Consider the following 19671-nt stretch of genomic DNA (forward strand, 5'->3'; position numbering starts at 1 on the left):
TTTAACCATGGAATTCACAGAATTTCATCTTCAGAGCCTTCGGTAAGTTCCGTGGTTTTAATTTTAACATAAAACCAAAACGATTGAGAGGTGTTAAAATGAAACAGCAAATGCCCCGTTATTTTCATACGCTTATGGCAGTTATTGTCTCTCTTTTATCCGCTGCCGGTATTTCGGCTGCAGCAGACGCCGGCTGGGACAAGACCTTTGCCAAAAGCGACAAAGTTATTCACGAAAAAGTGTCCTATCCCAACAGATACGGTTTAACCATATCCGCAGACCTGTACCGGCCTGAAAACATGAATCAATCCAGAAAATATGCCGCCATTCTCGTGGGCACCCCCTACGGCGGGGTGAAAGAACAGGGCGCCGGGATCTACGCCCAGACCATGGCCGAGAGGGGTTTTGTCGCCATGGCCTTTGACGAATCATATAACGGGGAAAGTAGCGGCGAACCCAGACACCTCTCTTCCCCCGACATTTTTGTTGAAGACTTCAGTGCCGGCGTAGATTTTCTGGGGACAAGACCCTTTGTAGACAGAAAACGGATCGGTGTGATCGGCATCTGCGGCAGCGGCGCATTTGCATTGACCGCGGCACAGGTGGACCACCGCATCAAGGCGGTTGCCACAGCCAGTATGTACGATATGAGCCGGGTCATCCGCAAGGGCTGGAAAGATACCATGTCCGATGAGCAGCGCAACAAAACCCTTGACCAGCTTGCTGAACAGCGCTGGAAGGATTTTGAGAACAGCACCCCTCTGCTGCCCCAGGGATTCCCCGAAAAAGCGGCGGATTCCATCCCCGAAGGGCTGGACCCCATTTCAAGTGAATTCTGGGAATACTACGCCATGCCCCGTGGGCACCATCCCAGGTCCCATGGCCCCTTCACCCAGACCAGCAACCTGGCGTTTATGAATTTTTCTCTGCTGAATTACATTGACACCATCTCCCCAAGACCGATTCTGTTCATCATAGGTGAGAAGGCCCACTCAAGGTATTTCGCCGAGGATGCATATAAGTTGGCTGCCGACCCCAAAGAACTGGTGATTGTTCCCGGTGCAAGACATATTGATCTGTACGACAGAACCGACATGATCCCCTTTGATAAACTCACCACCTTTTTTAATAAAAATCTGTAATGCCGGCGATGTACAAATATGAATATAAACGATTTAAAATCAGGAGATTGTTATGTGGGATAAAATTTTTCCAAAAAGCGACAAGGTAATTGTAGAAAGAGTTTCATACCGGAACAGGTTTGGTATCAGCGTATCTGCCGACCTCTATCTGCCCTGCAATATTGATCTTTCAAAAAAATATCCGGCACTGGTTGTGGGAACCCCCTACGGCGGCGTCAAGGAGCAGGGTGCAGGACTCTATGCCCAAACCATGGCGGAAAGGGGATTTGTAGCCATTGCATTTGATGAATCCTATAACGGCACCAGCGGCGGTGAACCCCGGCGCACCTCGTCTCCTGAAATTTTCACTGAAGATTTCAGCGCGGGCGTGGATTTCCTTGGCACCCGGCCCTATGTGGACCGGGACAGAATCGGGGCCATCGGTATCTGCGGTAGCGGCGGTTTTTCACTCAAGGCCGCCCAGGTGGATCAACGCATTAAAGCTGTTGCAACGGCAAGCATGTATGACATGAGCCGGGTCACCCGCAACGGCTGGATGGACGGCATGACCGATGATGAACGCCGCCAGGCGCTGGTTGTACTTGGCGAACAGCGTTGGAAAGATTTTGAAAACGGGCTGCCTGAAATTCCGGCAGGATTCCCAAGCACGCCCCAGCAGACAATTCCCCAAGAGCTGGACCCCATTACAAGTGAGTTTTTTGAATTCTATGCCATGAAACGGGGGCATCACCCCAATGCACCGGCCGCCTTTACCTTAACCAGCGGCATGGCCTTTATGAACTTTCCCTTGCTCAACTACATTGAGACAATTTCACCTCGGCCCGTTTTGTTCATTATCGGAGAAAATGCCCATTCCAGGTATTTTTCCGAGGATACCTACGAGCAGGCAGCAGAACCCAAGGAACTGTATATCGTTCCCGGTGCAAGACACATTGATCTGTACGACCGCACCGATATGATTCCCTTTGATAAACTGACAGACTTTTTTACCAAAACGCTGGGATAGAGGGGAACGGTCATGACACCGATTATTTTAACAGCCGCCGGCACAACCATCCCGGCGGGATTAAACGACAGCAAGGCCTCCAGGGAACTGATTGCCCGGTTGCCCTGCACGGTTGAGCTTCACAGATATGAGCATGACTATTGCGGGGTGATGGATACGCCTCTTCCATACAATAAGGAAGATTTGAAGAACGGCTGGAAAAACGGAGAGATCGCTTTTGCGGTTGACGGCGGCTATTTTGCCGTCCTTTACAAGGACGAGGAGATATCCTCCGAGTTTGGAAACCTTGTGACGTTAGGCAAGATCAGCACAGACCCGTCAGTCATGGAGACGCTCCCTGCCGGGATATCGCTCAAAATTGAATTAAAATAAAACAACAGCAATGAAGGGGGAGACGCCCCCCTCCATTGTTCCATTAACCGAGAATACAAAAAAAGGTGTCATCTCAGTCACAGGCATCTGGGACCCGGGCCTTGTCAAGGGCACTCGGGCCATTGAGCAGGCATATGCCATGGGTAAAAATGCATAACCCGACAAAATGTATTTTTTGCTGCGATTCCGGAAAAACACCGGCAAACGGCGTGATGCAACAGACGGTCTTTGGGGGGATACCCGGAAAGCCTTTAAAGGACCACAGGAATTATTTACCGGAGAAGTTCAGTTAGCTTTACTGTTCCCCCCCAATGGGACGGCCCGGTATTCAGGAGCTCAGTGCACATTCCAGCCCGGCGTAAGAACGGCCTGGCACATTCACCCTGCAGGACAATACATGGTTGTGACTTCAGGTCTCGGACGCACCGGAACCCGGGATGGTAAAATTTTAGAAATCAAGGCGGGCGACGTAATCTGGTGCCCGCCTGACACCGAACACTGGCATGGCGCCTCTCCGGATGCCCCCATGGCACTCCTGGTCATCTCCGGTGTATTTGAGTGCAAAAATGTCATCTATAAAGAAAAAGTCACCAACGAACAATATTTGGGAAAATAAGGAGTGGATTATGAAAACCGCTATTTTGACAGCATTGGTCTCTGGCCCGATATTGGATTCGAAAGGGAAAAATATTTCGGTGCTGAATTAGAACATGGGAACACGACCATTGATTTCATTGATATATATTTCGGCAATGACGGTCTGCCTGGGACTGGCGGCCTGTGCGGTTGTCAACCAGGAGAGGTTCGGCAAACTTCCCACAGGAGACCGCCTTGGCCGGATTCAACAATCGCCCCATTACAGGGATGGAAAATTCCGGAATCTGGTTCCAACACCAAAGTTCTCAACAGATGACGGCATGATGTCCGTGATATGGAGCGGGATATTTGACAGGGCGGAACGGCTGACGCCCGATAGGTCCGTACCAACGGTAAAAACGGACTTGAAAGCGTTGTCGGCACGATCTCCCCAAAAAGATACGGTGGTATGGATGGGGCACTCCTCCTGGTATATCCAGGCGGCCGGCAAACAAATTTTAATCGACCCCATCTTCAGCAAATCGGCGGCGCCCTTCTCCTTTTTGAATAAGGCATTTGACGGCACCAACATATACACTGCCGACGATATGCCCCGGATCGACTGTTTGCTGATTTCCCATGATCACTGGGATCATCTGGACTATCCGACAATTATGGCCCTTCGGTCAAAAGTCAAACAGGTGATCTGCCCGCTGGGCATCGGGGCCTATTTCCAACACTGGGGGTATCCCAAAGAAAACATCCGGGAAGGGGACTGGCATGACAAGATCACCCTGGGAGGAGACGTTGTTGTTCATGTGCTGCCGGCCCGGCATTATTCGGGCAGACTGTTCAAGGAGAACAAAACACTCTGGGCGGGATTCGCAGTTGAAACCCATGAACATCGAATTTTCTTCAGTGGAGACAGCGGATACGGATCACATTTTTCACAGATCGGAAAAGCATTTGACGGGTTTGACCTGGTGATGCTGGATTGCGGACAGTATGATCCCCGCTGGGCCTATATCCACATGACGCCCAAAGAGGCGGTACAGGCTGCCCGGGACCTTGGGGCCAAAGCGTTCATCCCCGCCCATGTCGGCCGCTTCACCATTGCCAACCATTCATGGGATGAGCCATTTAAGCTGTTGGCAGAAGACAGTGATGACTATCCATTCCGGCTTTTGACTCCGAAAATCGGAGGGCCGGTGATCTTGGATGCAGAGCCATCTCAACAATTTTCATGCTGGTGGGAGGCAACCGGCAAATGCCCGGAGGCCGAACAATCTGAAGGAGACCTATGAATCGAATTTTAGCTGTTTTGTTTTTAGGTATTAGCATGGCGGCATCCACGACTTGTAGGGCACAAACGCTACCCCTGTCGGATATGCAGATAAAAATCACATCCAGGGGGCATACGGCAACATTCCATTTGTATGAAACCACCGGAGCAAAACAATTTTATGACCAGCTGCCTCTTGAATTGGATTTGACCAATTTTCGCGATGCTCAGTGGATGTTCTATCCGCCCGAAAAATTATCCGTGACTGAGCAGGAAGCTTACCATGAAGGAAAAAAAGGAGAGTTGAGCTACTATGCCCCATGGGGGGATGTGTTCATGCTCTACAAGGATTATTATGCAGGCGACCAGATGCATCGCCTGGGTATCAATGTAACCGGAATTCAGGAGATAAAAAAATGTCAGGCAAGGTAACAATTGAAAAAAACAAAACAAATAAATCCCAGGATCAGGGAGCCATACGCTTAAATGTTACGGGAAACGGCAAAATAACCGTATTTGAATTGAACGGCAATGCTGCAGCCAAAGATCTATATGCCCAGCTGCCCTTAAGTATCAAAGTGGAAAACTACAGCAACAATGAAAAGATTTTCTACCCGCCCCAAAAACTGAATATCAACGCCACGCCCAAGGCCGATGCCAAAGCAGGAACCCTTGCCTATTATGCGCCCTGGGGAGACGTGGTGATGTTTTACGGAAACTTCGGTTCCGCCCCGGGATTGTACGAACTGGGACATGCCGTATCCGGACAGGAATATATTAAGGATATGTCGGGCACCATACAACTTGAGAAATGATCCGTTTCCGGTGGAAAGCATAAAATATCATGTCTGATCAGTCCGTTATCATCTTAAATGATATTCACAATCCTATGCCGGGGTTGAGGTGCTTAAGGGTATTTGAATCTTGGATGATCAGGCAATGATTGTGTAGGATCAGATGATTGTTTTTGCCTAAGACGGTGCATATTTTTGTGTCAGTTTTCAGATCACTGGACGTGAATTTCTGAAGAAACGAACAGCAATGATGAGTCATCCTAACTTAATGTATTTAAGAAGGTTCCTGATATAATTTTAAAGCAACGGAGCAGGATTATGAAAAATATTATCCGTATCGAATTTATCGGCCTTAACCCGGACAGTCACTGTGCATCCATGTCCCATTTCCCGGTCCTCCGGTCCCTTGGTGACAAATTCACCGTTGTGGGTGTGGCCAACAGCACGAAAGATAGCGCCCGGCGTACCGCAGACGCCCTATGCTTGTCTCATGCCTTTGACAATGTCCATGCACTTGTAAACTCACCAGAAATTGATCTTGTGGTTGTGACGGTAAAGGTTCCCCACCATTTGGAACTTGTGACCGCAGCCCTGGAGATCGAACATCTTGGTAAGCTTATCGCTGACGGATATGTTGGAAAGGTGCTTTCCACCACCATAGTGGACTCCGGCGGGAACTGGGCGGATGAAACCATTGAGGATCTTTACTATCTGTTCGACAAAAAGAACGGGGCGACCATGCTGACCATTCCCCTCGCACATACCCTGGCGGCCGTGAAGGATGTGCTTGGAGACTTCGGTCCGTTGTTCTCACGTTTTGTCAGCCGGTTCGATACGGTAAAGGTTACGGAAACCGGTGAGACCAGGAAAAAAACAGCAGCCGACCAGATCATGATCCACGGCACCTTGGAAAGCGGTGCTGCCGTTTCCAGCCACTACCGCGGCGGCGTCTCAAGGGGAACCAATCTCTTATGGGAGATCAACGGAACTAAGGGTGATATCCAGGTCACCGGCGAAATAGGGCATGCCCAGATGATCCAATTGACGGTGAAGGGAGCCCGGGAGGTGGAAAAGGAACTGATGCCTCTGATGCCGGCAGCCTCCCTCTATGAGGGATGGCCCGAATCGGTTACAGTCAGGAATGTGGCACGGATTTATTCTCGTCTGTATGACGATATCTATAATGGTACGCGCACAGCGCCATCGTTCCAGGATGCCGTGATCCTGCATGAACTGATTGACAGGATTGAACATGCTGCGGTTGCATAATCTGCAAGCTTTAAACAAAATCAAGATTTGCTTGCCAGAAAGCATAGGCCGGCAAGCAATTAAACAAGAGAGCAACAACATATGAATCCCGGCAGACAATCGGTCGCCCGAGGCGGTGCGGCTGCATCACCCCCCCCATTGGATATTTCCCAAAACGGCCTGGGGGTGGCATTCCCCATCATGGCCGCAGTGTTTTTGTTTTTTACAGTGGTTGGTGCTGCCCTGCCGGTGCTGCCCCTGCAGGTCCACAACATTCTGGGGTTCGGCCCCTTTGTTGTTGGGATTGTGGCCGGATGCCAGTTTGTGGCGGCCCTGGTGTCCCGGCTGTGGGCCGGGCGTTTGGCCGATTCAAAGGGGGCCAAGTACGCGGTAAGGTTGGGGCTTTGGATATCCATCGCCGGCGGACTGTGCTACATCGCATCCCTTTTCTTTGTGGATACGTCCAATGTGTCCGTGGGCTTTCTGCTGGTGGGGAGGACCCTGCTGGGCGGCGCCGAAAGCCTTGTCATAACAGGTTCCATATTATGGGCCATTCAACTGGTGGACACGCGTCGATCCGCCAAGATGATCGCATGGGTGGGCATGGCCATGTTTGCAGCCCTGGCCGTGGGAGCACCGGCCGGAAGTTTTGTGTTTGAAACCTGGTCTTTTTCGGGAATAGCTGTGGCATCCTCAATCATACCGTTTGTGGGCCTGCTCATGGTTGCACCGATTCATTGTGCAAAACCTGAGACGAGCTTGGAACAATCCGGCTTTGGCTCCGTGTTCAGTGCAGTGTTTTGGCCAGGCGTCGGGTTTGCGCTCAGCGGCATCACCTTTGGCTCCGTGACAACCTTTTTAACTCTTTTGTTTTCGGTGAATCACTGGAATCACGGCGCATTGGCGTTTGCGGTGTTTGCGTGCATGCTCATCGTGACCCGGATTTTTTTCGGGCACCTCCCGGATAGATTCGGCGGAGTAACGGTCTCACTTTATTGCCTTGTTTTCCAGGCAGCAGGTCTTATCATGATAGGCACGACCGCCCATGGCCCGGTGGCCATGGTAGGGGCGGCTGTTGCCGGTGCGGGATTTGCCCTGGTGTTTCCCGGATTGGGCATTGAGGCGCTGAGACGCGCCCCTGTTGAGCACAGGGGACTTGCTATGGGGTGTTTGCCTTTCTCGATGTCACCCTGGGATTCGGCAGCCCCGGGCTGGGATTTCTGGCCGGAAAATTCGGGCTTGAATCCGTTTTTTTAGTCAGTGCCGTCGCAGCAAGTCTTGCAATTTTTATTACGATTTATCTTCGTTGCCGGCGGGGCAGCAGGCTGTTGCATTAAACTTATTTCACTGCTTCTGATAGAACAATGGTTCAGATAGTTTTTAGCCAATGAAATCAATTGATTTTAGCTACATAGCCATTTATTTGCAGCTCAACCCACAGATTGAGTTGCAAATAATTATTTGGCATACCTCAAAAGCTTGATTACAGGACTTTCACTTTGATTTTCAACTATGCTTACGACGCGATCTTTCCTGTTCCCACAACCTTTCCCGACTGAGTGCCGGGACGGAATAACAAACGGGACGCTATTGCAGATTCCTGCAGCGAACTATACATCCCTATATATATTGGTAATCCGAGAAAATTAAGGATTATCTGGGACAGCAAGGATAAATCAGATCTGCGGGATGCAAGAATCCTTGCAATGGTCTGCCGAGTTGAACCCAGGTTGCTATGGCCAATAAAGCATAGAGACAGACAAGCTTATGCTGATTTAGGGATTATTAAATTCACTTCGGCCATACTCCCGCATATCTTCGGAAAACAAAAACAATGGAGGCGCTGATTCCCTGGCTTTATTTAAAAGGAGTATCAACCGGCGATTTTTCCGAAGCATTATCTGTCCTGTCTGGACCCGATGCATCCGGGCTACCCTTAAGTACAGGCATAGTCCACACAAAATGTAAGAGTAATCAGGCAACTTACCCAAGCAACGCTAAAAAAGGAGGGGTTACCATGTTTGAAATCAGAAAAAGCTATTGCGGGCTTTGCCATCCGCGCTGATGCACATTGAAGACGGCAAAATCGTTAAAGTAACGGGAGATCCCGGACATCCGGTCACCCGGGGTGTTATCTGCCAAAGAGGACGGCTGATGCCGGATCATGTCCACCACCCCAAGCGCCTGAACTATCCCTTGAAACGCAAGGGTGAAAAAGGCGGGGCGCAATGGCAGCGGCTGACCTGGGAACAGGCCCTGGATGAGGTAGCCGAAAAACTGTCCCGGCTCAAAGAGCATTCCGGAAAGTGAAGAAAAACTGCCCGGCCTTTTTAAAGTGTTTGAATCCAGTGCCAATATGCTGTGCCCGGACTATCCCGAGGTCTGCAGCCCGGAAACCGGAAGCTGGCCCCATTCTGCATTGCTGTGCAGTATTGAAAAGAAAGCGTGAGTTGTAAGGGATTCGACAGGCTCTAAGACCAACGGTTGTCGGGTTTTTTTTTACGCCAATGGATATATATGCGTTTCCATTGGCGCGCCCACCATAAGTTACTATTGAGGCTGAAGACGTAGGCCGTCACCTCCGCCTAATACAGTGTAAAGAGTTATCTGATTTGCCATCTTTGCCAATTGAAGTGATATCAGGCTCTGCTGCTCTGCGTAGAGAAACCTATGCGCATCAAGCACGCTGAGATAACCGTCTATCCCCAGATTGTAGCGTTCATTCGAGAGGCTGTAGGTCTCGGTTGCCGCGTCAACGATGGATTCCTGTGCCGCCACCTGCCGGTCTATGGTCCCCCGAACGGCAAGTGCGTCGGCTGTCTCCCTGAAGGCTGTCTGGATGGCTTTCTCATATTCGGCCAGGATGATTTTCCGGTCTGCTTTACTGACCCGGAGGGCTGCCCATACACGGGTATCGAAAATCGGCATGGAGATCCCGGGTGCAAAATTCCAGGTATCTGATCCGGAACCGAACAGCCCGGAGAGTTCATCACTTGCCGTTCCCATAGAAGCTGTCAGGGAAATACGGGGGAAAAAGGCCGCCCGTGCTGCGCCGATAAACGCATACGCCCCTTTGAGCCGGTGTTCGGCGGCAACAATATCCGGCCGGTTCAAAAGCGTTTGGGAGGACAGGCCGGCGCAGATTCCGTTAACAGGCGGTACACTGCTGAGGTCGTTGGGCAACATGGCTTCGGGCACTTGCGTACCGGCCAGAAGGTTTAATGCATTCAGGTCCTGTGCCGCAAGTTGGATATAACGCTGCACATCCCTTCGCGCGGCATCTGCCTGGGTCTGTGCACGGCGCAGGTCAATCCTGGTCGCCAGCCCTGTCTGATAGTTTGCCAGGATAAGATTATAAGAATCCCGCTGGTTCTTAAACGTAAACCGGGTCAGATTAAGACGCTCCCTGTCCGCCGCAAATGTCAGATAGGTTCTGGAAACCTCGGATATCAGTGCGATCTGTGCGCTGCGGCGGGCCTGCGCTGTGGCCATATATTCCTCCAGAGCCTGATCTTTCAGACTCCGTATCCGTCCGAAGAAATCCATCTCCCAGGAGACAATTCCCAGATCGGCACTATACTGCTCCACCGTCCCGGGTTCCCCCGGATCGATAAGGTCCTTTGACTGGCCTTGTTTGCTCCCGGCGCCGGAGGCATCAAGCGCAGGAAACAGTTCAGCCCGCCGGACACCGTACTGCGCACGCGCCTTTTCCACATTTAAGGCGGCGATCCTCAGATCACGGTTATTGTCCAAGGCCGTTTCAATAATCTTTTTGAGCTTCTGGTCGGTAAAAAAGTCTTGCCAGTTCAACTCCTGGGCTGCCGGTATTCCGGATACGGACTGGGTGTCCCCGTAGGCTTCGCCCTGGGGCCAGGTATCGGAAATTGGTGTCCGGGGCTGTTGGTATTTGGGTGCCAGGGAACAGCCACCCAGGAAAACAAAGACACCTATAACAACCAGTATTTTTCTTATCATCTCAGCGAACCTCCTCGGACGCGTTAGTATCCATATGCTGTTCGGAAACGAGCTCCTTCTCTTTCTTCCCCTTGAACAATCGTGATACCAGGACAAAAAAGATGGGAATAAAAATAAGATCAATGAACGTGGCGGAGAGCATGCCGCCGCAAACGGCCGTGCCAATGGCATTCATTGCACCGGCGCCGGCGCCGGTGCTCATGGCCAGCGGCAGAACGCCGAAGAAGAATGCCAGAGAGGTCATCATGACCGGCCGGAACCGTGTTTGGGCAGCCCCAAGCGTTGCATCAATGAGGCTTTCTCCGTGTGTCATGCGCTCCTTGATAAATTGAATGATCAGAATGGCGTTTTTTGTCGAAAGGCCAAGCGTGGTTAAAAACCCGATCTGGAAGTAAACATCATTGTGCAGTCCGCGCATTGATGTCGCCAGTATTGCGCCGAAGACACCCAAAGGCAGCATCAGCAGGTTGACAAAAGGAATTGTCCAGCTTTCATACAGGGCTGCCACGCAGAGGAAGATTACGAAAACGGAAAAGGCATAAAGGATTGGTCCCTGGGCTGTTGCTATTCTTTCCTGATAGGACAGGCCGGTCCAGTCAAAGCCGATTCCCTGGGGCAACTTTGCAGCCAGTTCCTCCATGATGGACATGGCCTTACCGGAACTTCCCCCCGGCGCAGGGTCGCCCCAGATGTTGATGGATGGAAAAGCATTGTAACGTTCCAGCTTCGGCGATCCAAACATCCACCGACCGGAGGCAAAGGAGGAGAAGGGGACCATCTTACCCTGATTGTTACGCACATAAAGTTTCTCCAGGTCCTTGGGCAGCATGCGATAGGGAGCGTCTGCCTGCACAAAGACGCGTTTAACCCGCCCGGCCTGAATAAAATCATTGACATAGGCACTGCCGAAGGCCGATGAGATCGTGTTGTGGATGGAACTTATAGGAACCCCCATGGCGCCGGCTTTATTCCAGTCCACATCAATCCGGTACTCGGGGACATCTTCCATTCCATTGGGCCGGACCCTGGTCAACCTCGGATCCTGTGCCGCCATGCCGAGAAGCTGGTTCCGTGCCTCCATCAGTTTTTCGTGTCCCAGGCCACCGCGATCCTGCAGGTGAAAATCGAATCCGCTGGCATTGCCCAGTTCTATGACGGGGGGCGGGGAAAACACGAATATCCGGGCTTCAATTATCTGTGACAAGGCTCCCATGGCCCTGCCGATAATTGCCTTAACCTTCAAGTCCGGCCGTTCGCGGCGTTCCCAGTCTTTAAGTTTGACAAATCCCAGGCCCACGTTCTGGGCTTGGCCGGAAAAGCTGACACCAGCCACTGCCATAAAGGACGCTACGCTCTCTGTTTCGTGTGTAAGCCAATAATCCTTTATTTTATCCATGACCTTCTGGGTCTGCTCCACGGTTGAACCCGACGGAAGTATGACTTGAACCATCAGAATTCCCTGGTCTTCATCCGGGAGATAAGAGCTGGCCATCCGTTGAAACAGGAACCCCACAGCCCCTATGATCAAAATGTAGATTATCAGGTAGCGCAGTGTTTTTGTAAATGACCGGCTGACGATGCCTACATAAAAGCGCCTGACCCTGAGAAAACTATTGTCGAACCACCTGAAAAACGGGCGCAGGAAGAAAACCGCATTGTCTGCGGCATGATGACCTTGGGGTATCGGTTTAAGAAACGAGGCGCAAAGCACCGGGGTCAGGATCAGGGCCACAACCACCGAAAGCAGCATGGATGCGATGATGGTAACGGAAAACTGGCGATAAAGAACGCCGGTGGAGCCCTGAAAGAAAGCCATGGGGCCAAAAACAGCCGAGAGCACCAGACCGATGCCGATCAGGGCACTGGTGATCTCGTCCATGGACTTGGCCGTGGCCTCCCTTGGCGCAAGCCCTTCCTCGGCCATGATCCGTTCCACGTTTTCCACGACCACAATGGCGTCGTCCACCAGCAAGCCGATGGACAGCACCATGGCGAACATGGTCATCATGTTGATGGAAAATCCGAAAAGTCCCAGAACCGCAAAGGTTCCCAGTAACACGACCGGCACCGCAATGGTTGGGATGAGGGTGGCCCGGATATTACCCATGAAAAGATACATGATGATAAAGACCAGAAAGATGGCCTCGAACAAGGTTTTGACCACCTCGTCAATGGCCACCACGGTGAAAGGTGTGGTGTCGTAAGGATAGATCACCTTCATGCCGTGGGGAAAATACCGGCCCATCTCCTTGAGTGTTTCCTTAACGGCATTGGCGGTTTCCAAGGCATTGGCCCCGGCCGCCTGGCGAATGGCCATGGCAGCGGACGCTTTCCCGTTGTATCTGGCCACAACGTCGTAGCGTTCGGTCCCCAGTTCCGTGTGGCCGATATCCTTGATGCGGACCACCGACCCGTCGGTGTTGGTGCGGATGGGGATGGCGGCGAACTCTTCCGGGGTCTTAAGCAAATGCTGAACGACAATGGATATATTCATCCGTTGCCCCTCCCGGGCAGGCGCCCCGCCGAATTGACCGGCGGAAACCTCGACATTGTAGTCCTGAAGTGCCAGGATAACATCTTCTATGGTCAATTGATAATTGGTCAGCTTGTCAGGATCGACCCAGACCCGAATGGCATATTGGGAGCCGAAATTTTCAACTTCGCCCACCCCTCGCACCCGGGACAGGACTTTTTCCAGATTGGACTGGGCGTAGTCTCGCAGGTCCAGGCCGTCCATGCTGCCGTCCTCGGAGATCAGACCTACGATCATCAAATAGTTTCGGGTTGACTTGCTGACCTTGACTCCCTGCCGCTGGACCACATCGGGCAGGCTTGCCATGGCCAGCTGCAGCTTATTCTGCACCTTGGACCAGGCAAGATCCGGATCGGTCCCCGGGGTGAAGGTCAGCTCAATGCGGGATGCGCCGGATGACGAACTGGTGCCGGAGAAATAGATCATATCGCCCAAACCGGTCATTTTCTGCTCAATGATTTGGGTCACGGTATTTTCAACGGTCTCTGCCGAAGCGCCGGGGAAATATGAATCAATGGCGATGGACGGCGGAGCGATAGAAGGGTTCTGGGATATTGGCAGGTTGTAGATGGCAAGCAGGCCGACGGTCATAATGATGATGGCGATGACCCAGGCAAAGACAGGCCGATCCAGAAAAAATCGAGATAACATCAGGCACCCCCATCTTCACGCGGTACGGCCGGTGTGCCGGATTCGGCCTCAGGCCCAGATACGGTTTTTGATTCATTAAAAGGGACTGTATTCACCGTTGTTCCGGGCCGCAACATCAGCATCCCCTCGACAATCACCCGGTCCCCGGGGGTAAGGCCTGCCGAGACCAGCCATTTGTCGCCGATGGCACGGTCAAGGGTGATCATACGCAGTACGACCTTGCTTTCAGCATCGACAATCAACGCAAACGGGTTTCCTTTGTGATCGCGGGACACACATTGCTGGGGAATAAGGATGGCCTGCGGGTTGACACCTTCATTGATAACCGCACGGACAAACATACCCGGCAGCAGGATTCTGTCCGGATTGGGAAACACCATTCTCAAAATAACGGAGCCGGTTGTCGGGTCTACGGTCACGTCACTGAATTTCAGACTGCCGTCCTGGGTATAATTTGTGTCGTCTTCCAGGATGAGTTTGACCTCTTCCCGGTCTGTTCCGTCCTGGTGGAGCCGGCCCTCTTTTATCCGTTGCTTCAGGCGCAGTAATTCAGTGGTGGATTGCGGCACATCCACATAAACGGGGTCAAGCTGTTGAATGGTGGTCATTGCTGCGGATTGATAGGCGGTTACGATGGCACCCTCCGTTACACCTGACCTGCCGATACGACCGGAAATGGGTGCAGTGACGTTGGTATACCCCAGATTGATGCGGGCTGTTTTTAACTCGGCCCGGGCCTGGGCAATGGTTGCCTGGGCCACGGCCACGGCTTCACGTCTGCTTTCCACCTGCGCTTCAGCGGCCTTTAATGTGGATTCGGCTGCCTGGGCCTCGGTCACAGCCTCGTCCCGCTGGATCGTTGAGACGGCTTTTTTATCATGGGCAGTTTCATACCGGCCTCGATTTGTTTCGGCAAGTTTCAGAGTGGCCCTGAGCCGGGCCACATCGGCAATGCTTGCTTTCAGCGCCGCGCGCGCCTGGTCGGTGCTTTTAAGCTTGGCGGAAAGATTTGCATCGGCATTGTCAACGGCTGCCTGAAACGGCGCAGTATCAATATGGTAGAGAACCTGACTGGCCTTGACATCGGCACCTTCCGTAAAAAGGCGCTTTTGCAATAGACCGCTGACTTGGGGCCGGATTTCCGCAATGCGGTAAGCCGAGGTACGGCCGGGCAGTTCAGTGCTAAGCCTGATCTCTCTGGGCTGCACGGTCATGACTGACACTCTGGGAACTGACGTGCCGGTGCCGGGAGGGGCTTGCGGCCCGCAGCCCGCCGCCAGGAAAATCAGCAGCAAAGCCGGTATCATTGCAGTTATAGAGTCCTTTTGATGGATAGGTTGCATGTGTATTGTTTCCTTTTACATAATGGAGTTAATTATCTTAAAAATGTTTTTAAGATAATAGATTGCTATCTAATAACTATTTTGATTTTTAGGACCGGTTTTAATTAATTCATCAACGGCCTGGTCATCCCGGGCATCGTAGAGTTTCCATACCGTATGATTTACGAGACCTACAGTGCGAAGCATTTCTGCCACATAGGTTGCCAGGACTGATTTCCTATGATCCTCTATTGCCGAATTCTGAAAACATACCGCCCAGTCACTTTCCACATGTTCATTTTTGCAAAGGAAAATAGCACGATGGCGGTTTTCATTTCTCTTGGAAAGTTTGGATATCTCTTTCAAAATGTCATGGACGGCATGAGTATCACTAATACTGTAAACACGAACTATAATCATCTCTGTCTGGCTTTCGGCTGTTTCCTTCATTGTTTATGTGTCTCCTGTAAAAACCGGTGTGCCCTTTTCATAACCCAACCTTTACTGTTAGTTTCTTCAAATCATAACTATACTTGGGCGTTGCCAAATTCATACCAATATCGTAATACCCTGATGATCAGTCCTTTTTTAGGCTATGGCACCATATAAGGTATAATTTTATGCCATATATGGTGTTTTGTGGTATAAAACACCGAATATGGGGCTCTTGTTAAAGGAGGGATTTATGACATCAAAAGAACAGGATTTTTTTTACCAGGCGACCATGCGGATTTGTGGCAACCTCAATCTGGATGCAATGCTGTCCGACTGTTATGCGTTCATTGAAAAATTCATTCCGACAAACGCTTTAATCATGGCTCTTTATAATCTGGAGGCCAAAATTTCAGATGCCCTCTCAATCGTTGCAGATCCGGAATTGGACCTGAACATGAAAACCATGCCGTTGACATCGGAAGCCATCACTCACTTTAAAAATCTTGAAAAAAAAGACCCCATGCATTCCAATTTTATTATTAATAATCCCAGGGAAGATCCGGTGGGTAAAATTGGCTGGGAGGCTTTGGGAAAGAAGGAAATATCTTATATATTCTCTCTGCTGAAAGTGGGGGAAGAAAAAATGGGCTTAGTAGCCTTGGTCGCAAAGGGATATAATAGGTACTCAAGGCATGATCTCGAATTGTTCAGCCTGTTAAGGGGACCGTTTGCGATTGCCATGGCAAATGCACAGAAACACCAGGAAGTGATTCGCCTGAAAGAGATATTGGCCGATGACAACCGGTATTTAACAAGGCAGATGTCAAAAGCAGTCGGAGACGAGATGATCGGGAAAGAGTTTGGCCTTCGGGATGTCATGGAGATGGTCAGACAGGTTGCCCCCCTTTCCAGTCAAGTATTGTTGCTTGGGGAAACAGGTGTTGGAAAGGAAGTGATTGCCAACACCATTCACCACACGTCTGCAAGATCGAATGGTCCGTTCATTAAGGTCAACTGCGGGGCAATTCCCGAATCCCTTGTGGACAGCGAATTATTCGGCCATGAAAAAGGGGCGTTTACCGGTGCGGTCAAGCAAAGGCGCGGATGCTTTGAAAGGGCCCACGGCGGAACAATCTTCCTGGATGAAATCGGTGAGCTTCCCCTTAAAGTCCAGGTCAGGCTTTTGCGGGTCCTCCAGATGCGGGAAATTGAGCGGATTGGGGGAGCCCGTCCGGTTCCCGTGGATATCCGCATCATTACCGCCACCCACCGGGATTTGCCTGCAATGGTCCGTAAAGGAACATTCAGGGAAGATCTTTGGTTCCGGCTGAATGTATTTCCTATTACCATCCCGCCCCTACGGCATAGGAAGATGGATATTCCAGCCTTGATCAATTTTTTTGTACTCCGGAAATCAAAAGAGATGAATCTTCTCGTAACGAATAAGCTGGAACCGGGGTGTATGGAAAAGCTTCAAAAATACCATTGGCCCGGCAATGTCAGGGAATTGGAAAATATTGTGGAACGGGCATTGATCCGAAGTTCGGCCAATCCGGAGGAAAAATATCTGCGCTTTGATGGACCAAACCGCTCTTCCGGTCAAAACGTTGCCGCACCAGCTGTCTCATTGGCCTCCCCCCCGGTTCTGAAGATGGATGCAGCCATGAAAAATCATATCGAGTCCGTTCTCGATCTGACCAACGGAAAAATCCAGGGGGATCACGGCGCAGCCTCTCTGTTGGGATTACCCCCCAGCACGCTGCGCAATCGGATGCGTAAGTTAGGCGTAATCTATGGAAAGGCAAGAAAGGGCCGGTAAAAAATCAACTGGTCCCGACTTGATTTTATCAATCATGATTCGAAGATTAATAAAATCGCTATAGTGCTTTAATTTTAGTTTCTCAGGCATGCCTTTTGCTGCATTTGCAATAGACTGTATGCACAAGATATTATTACGACGCTTGTTTCGACCAAGGCCGGGCGCAGTCCAGCACCCACATGACCACGGGATTCTTCCCACCGACGGACAGTCTTTTTCCATGGCCTCGCTTCCTCTTTGAATCCTATCGTCCTGGTCATCGGGCTATTCCCGGCCTTGGTCATATATAGGGCGTCTGAAACAGGCTTCCTTCTTTTTCCTGCGGATGTAAAATAAATCCAATCCAATGCAATCCAATCCAATCCAATCCGACCAGAGCCAGCTCCATGGCGAGGCAATACTCTGGCATATAAAAAAGCATTAGTTCTCAAAATAATGGAAAAGTTTTACCTCTAAGCGTTTTATCAATTCCATTTTACCAGCGGGAGCCGTCTCGTCGTAAAGCACTTTAGAGATTTCTATAAAAGCATTCAATATTTTGGGATCAAATCCCTGTGCCTCTTTGGTCAGAATTTTAATGGCATCCCCATAAGAAAACGCTTGCTTATAGGGGCGCTGGGAGGTGAGGGCATCAAACACATCCACCACTGCAAAAATTCGGGCTGTCAGTGGTATCTGTTCTCCGGCCGTACCAAAAGGGTATCCACTGCCGTCATATCTTTCATGGTGAAACAGGATGACCTCCCTGGCGTCTGCCAGCCAGCGAATATCTTTGACGATCTGCCCTCCCAGTTCCACATGGGTCTGCATCACTTTGAACTCTTCTTCCGTGAGTTTGCCGTGCTTGAGTAGGATATTATCACTAATCCCGATTTTGCCCACATCATGAAGAAAAGCGCCTTTAACAAGGGTTCGGATGGATGCCGGGGACATGTTTACATGCTCAGCCAAGCAGAGACTATAGTAGGTGACCCGGTAGTTATGTTCATCGGTATCGCTGTCCCGTTTGGCAATAGCGTTGCCAAGGGCAAGAATGGTGTGAAGGTGGCTCTCACGCAATTCACGACTGATTCCCTGAAGCTTTCGGTAGAAATTATAGGTCAGCGGATAGAGGACCAGAGTCATGGTCAATATAGTACTGATGGTCATTATCAATGCCATGGTCCGTGTTTTCTTTAATCGATCCAATATGTTCGGATCAACCGCCACCATGATGTCCATAAACCCGAGCAGTGTTTGGTCATGGTAAAGCGGGCTGAAAATCCGGAGATAAAGATCATTCTGAAACTTAATGAAAATATATTCCTCATCATCGACCAGGGAAAACACCTTCCCCAAAATTTTTTTCCCCTTGCTTACAGCCGGAAAGTCCGGCTCGCTGACATAGTGAAAGATGTCTTGCTTGCCTGTATCGTAAACGTCCAGCATCACAACACGAAAGTGGGTAAGCTTTTGGTGCAATAGATTAATTATATGCTCAAAAAGCCTGGAATCCTTTTTACTTAAAGGCCGGACCCGCCCTTCAATAAAGATAGAGCCTACTTTTTTCGCTTGCAGAAACAACTCCTGTTTGATCTGGCGGGTTTGGTAGAGATAGACCACCCCACCCCAAAATAGAAGTAGTAAGATCGTGCAACCCGCTATGCGACGAAAGAAGATAGAGAGTAATTTTTTACTGCCAATGCCGTTTTTCATAGAATAATCAATAGTTTTATCAGCAGTTGGACGGCCCTCCGGGCCGCCATTGGCCTATATTTTTTCAAAAAAAAGATGGCCTGATTTTAATCAAAGATTGTTTGGCAGTCAAATTCAAAAAATTCGAACAGCGAATAAGTAAGTGGCATGTATTTTGAAGATATGATTCGAACGAATAGTGTAAACCAGTTGTAAAAGTTAAAACCGGGAGAGATCAAATGGAAATTGGTATTCGCGCAAAATCTGCTTTTTTTATTCTTGTTTTCGTTCAGATGTTGAACCTTCCCACAGCATGGGCCGGCAACAGGTTTATCGACTACCAGGGGTTTTCGGTTTTCCACGGCCGGAGCGACGGGACCAGTATCGGGCCCGATACTGTTGACGAATATGAATGGACTACGCTCAATTATACACTGGGAAAAAACCTGACCACTTGGGCCGCTTTTGAAACCCTGCTCGGGGCCGGTCACCTGGAAACCGATCATTACGGGGATACCGAGACCCTGGAGGTCAGGGTGCTTGCCGAAGTTCATTATAAATTCCTTTTTTTAAAATTCGGAGCGGGAATCGCTCATCTTTTCGACGATAATAATCTTCCCGGTCTCGCAGAGTCCGGCATTCACGGTATTATCTCAGGATCGGCGGGGTTCCGTTTCCGGTTCCACCGGGAGAAAAAGCCCCCTGTCGCGGTCTGCCTGGGATACGGGGTCGAGCATATTTCCGCTCCGTTCAAGGATGGGGATGACGGGGATGACGGCTGGAATACCGGCGGCGTACTCTTTACCCTTTCCTGTCCTTTCTAAGAGGGGAGTTTTTCTCTC

At 50.5% G+C, this 19671-nt stretch carries 18 protein-coding genes and 1 pseudogene; 14 read left to right on the forward strand and 5 right to left on the reverse strand.

What is annotated here, in order from left to right; all coding sequences use genetic code 11:
• The first annotated feature begins 98 nt into the window (after window positions 1-98).
• The 12 genes and pseudogenes from EYB58_RS18650 (at window position 99) to EYB58_RS18705 (ending at window position 8730) form a co-directional block, all read left to right on the forward strand.
• Entirely contained in the window at window positions 99-1142 is a 1044-nt protein-coding gene (locus EYB58_RS18650) for an alpha/beta hydrolase (RefSeq protein WP_242637432.1), read from the forward strand.
• Between the two features lie 52 nt (window positions 1143-1194).
• The gene (locus tag EYB58_RS18655) at window positions 1195-2148 is read left to right on the forward strand and encodes an alpha/beta hydrolase (protein WP_111953096.1); all 954 of its coding nucleotides are present in this window, start codon (window positions 1195-1197) and stop codon (window positions 2146-2148) included.
• A 12-nt stretch (window positions 2149-2160) separates the two neighbouring features.
• The gene (locus EYB58_RS18660) at window positions 2161-2520 is read left to right on the forward strand and encodes a cyclophilin-like fold protein (protein ID WP_111953098.1); all 360 of its coding nucleotides are present in this window, start codon (window positions 2161-2163) and stop codon (window positions 2518-2520) included.
• 10 nt (window positions 2521-2530) lie between these two features.
• A complete protein-coding gene (locus EYB58_RS18665) occupies window positions 2531-2677 on the forward strand; it encodes a hypothetical protein (protein ID WP_207309086.1) in 147 nt (48 codons plus the stop codon).
• A gap of 9 nt (window positions 2678-2686) precedes the next feature.
• On the forward strand, window positions 2687-3136 hold the full coding sequence (locus tag EYB58_RS18670; protein ID WP_111953100.1) for a cupin domain-containing protein: 450 nt from the start codon (window positions 2687-2689) through the stop codon (window positions 3134-3136).
• Between the two features lie 109 nt (window positions 3137-3245).
• Entirely contained in the window at window positions 3246-4400 is a 1155-nt protein-coding gene (locus EYB58_RS18675) for an MBL fold metallo-hydrolase (RefSeq protein WP_207309087.1), read from the forward strand.
• Entirely contained in the window at window positions 4397-4810 is a 414-nt protein-coding gene (locus EYB58_RS18680; protein WP_131072118.1) for a cyclophilin-like fold protein, read from the forward strand. Before EYB58_RS18675 ends, EYB58_RS18680 begins: the two co-directional genes overlap by 4 nt.
• Entirely contained in the window at window positions 4795-5193 is a 399-nt protein-coding gene (locus tag EYB58_RS18685) for a cyclophilin-like fold protein (RefSeq protein WP_207309088.1), read from the forward strand. Before EYB58_RS18680 ends, EYB58_RS18685 begins: the two co-directional genes overlap by 16 nt.
• A 297-nt stretch (window positions 5194-5490) precedes the next feature.
• The gene (locus tag EYB58_RS18690) at window positions 5491-6441 is read left to right on the forward strand and encodes a Gfo/Idh/MocA family oxidoreductase (RefSeq protein WP_111953106.1); all 951 of its coding nucleotides are present in this window, start codon (window positions 5491-5493) and stop codon (window positions 6439-6441) included.
• Between the two features lie 81 nt (window positions 6442-6522).
• Window positions 6523-7677, forward strand: coding sequence for an MFS transporter (locus EYB58_RS18695; RefSeq protein WP_111953108.1), 1155 nt, complete (start codon window positions 6523-6525; stop codon window positions 7675-7677).
• Window positions 7678-8227: 550 nt separating this feature from the next.
• A pseudogene (locus EYB58_RS24225) lies at window positions 8228-8365 on the forward strand (IS256 family transposase); the annotation flags it as partial.
• Window positions 8366-8484: 119 nt separating this feature from the next.
• Window positions 8485-8730, forward strand: coding sequence for a molybdopterin-dependent oxidoreductase (locus tag EYB58_RS18705; protein WP_207309089.1), 246 nt, complete (start codon window positions 8485-8487; stop codon window positions 8728-8730).
• A 240-nt stretch (window positions 8731-8970) separates the two neighbouring features.
• Here the strand turns inward: EYB58_RS18705 and EYB58_RS18710 are convergent, their stop codons facing one another.
• The 4 genes from EYB58_RS18710 to EYB58_RS18725 form a co-directional block, all read right to left on the reverse strand.
• Window positions 8971-10395, reverse strand: coding sequence for an efflux transporter outer membrane subunit (locus EYB58_RS18710; RefSeq protein WP_111953109.1), 1425 nt, complete (start codon window positions 10393-10395; stop codon window positions 8971-8973).
• Between the two features lies 1 nt (window position 10396).
• Window positions 10397-13579, reverse strand: coding sequence for an efflux RND transporter permease subunit (locus EYB58_RS18715; RefSeq protein WP_111953110.1), 3183 nt, complete (start codon window positions 13577-13579; stop codon window positions 10397-10399).
• Window positions 13579-14922, reverse strand: coding sequence for an efflux RND transporter periplasmic adaptor subunit (locus EYB58_RS18720; protein ID WP_111953111.1), 1344 nt, complete (start codon window positions 14920-14922; stop codon window positions 13579-13581). The genes EYB58_RS18715 and EYB58_RS18720 overlap by 1 nt, the downstream gene beginning before the upstream one ends.
• Before the next feature lie 69 nt (window positions 14923-14991).
• Window positions 14992-15351 (reverse strand): hypothetical protein, encoded by a 360-nt coding sequence (locus EYB58_RS18725; protein ID WP_111953113.1) that lies wholly within the window; start codon window positions 15349-15351, stop codon window positions 14992-14994.
• Window positions 15352-15586: 235 nt separating this feature from the next.
• On the opposite strand from EYB58_RS18725, the gene EYB58_RS18730 reads away from it, so the two are divergent.
• A complete protein-coding gene (locus EYB58_RS18730; protein ID WP_111953115.1) occupies window positions 15587-17155 on the forward strand; it encodes a sigma-54-dependent Fis family transcriptional regulator in 1569 nt (522 codons plus the stop codon).
• 420 nt (window positions 17156-17575) lie between these two features.
• Here EYB58_RS18730 and EYB58_RS18735 read toward each other — a convergent pair whose 3' ends face one another.
• On the reverse strand, window positions 17576-18850 hold the full coding sequence (locus EYB58_RS18735; RefSeq protein ID WP_111953119.1) for an HD-GYP domain-containing protein: 1275 nt from the start codon (window positions 18848-18850) through the stop codon (window positions 17576-17578).
• Window positions 18851-19068: 218 nt separating this feature from the next.
• On the opposite strand from EYB58_RS18735, the gene EYB58_RS18740 reads away from it, so the two are divergent.
• Entirely contained in the window at window positions 19069-19653 is a 585-nt protein-coding gene (locus tag EYB58_RS18740) for a hypothetical protein (protein WP_111953121.1), read from the forward strand.
• Window positions 19654-19671: the final 18 nt, after the last annotated feature.

Origin of the sequence: Desulfobacter hydrogenophilus, from assembly GCF_004319545.1 — a bacterium.
GTDB lineage: Bacteria > Desulfobacterota > Desulfobacteria > Desulfobacterales > Desulfobacteraceae > Desulfobacter > Desulfobacter hydrogenophilus.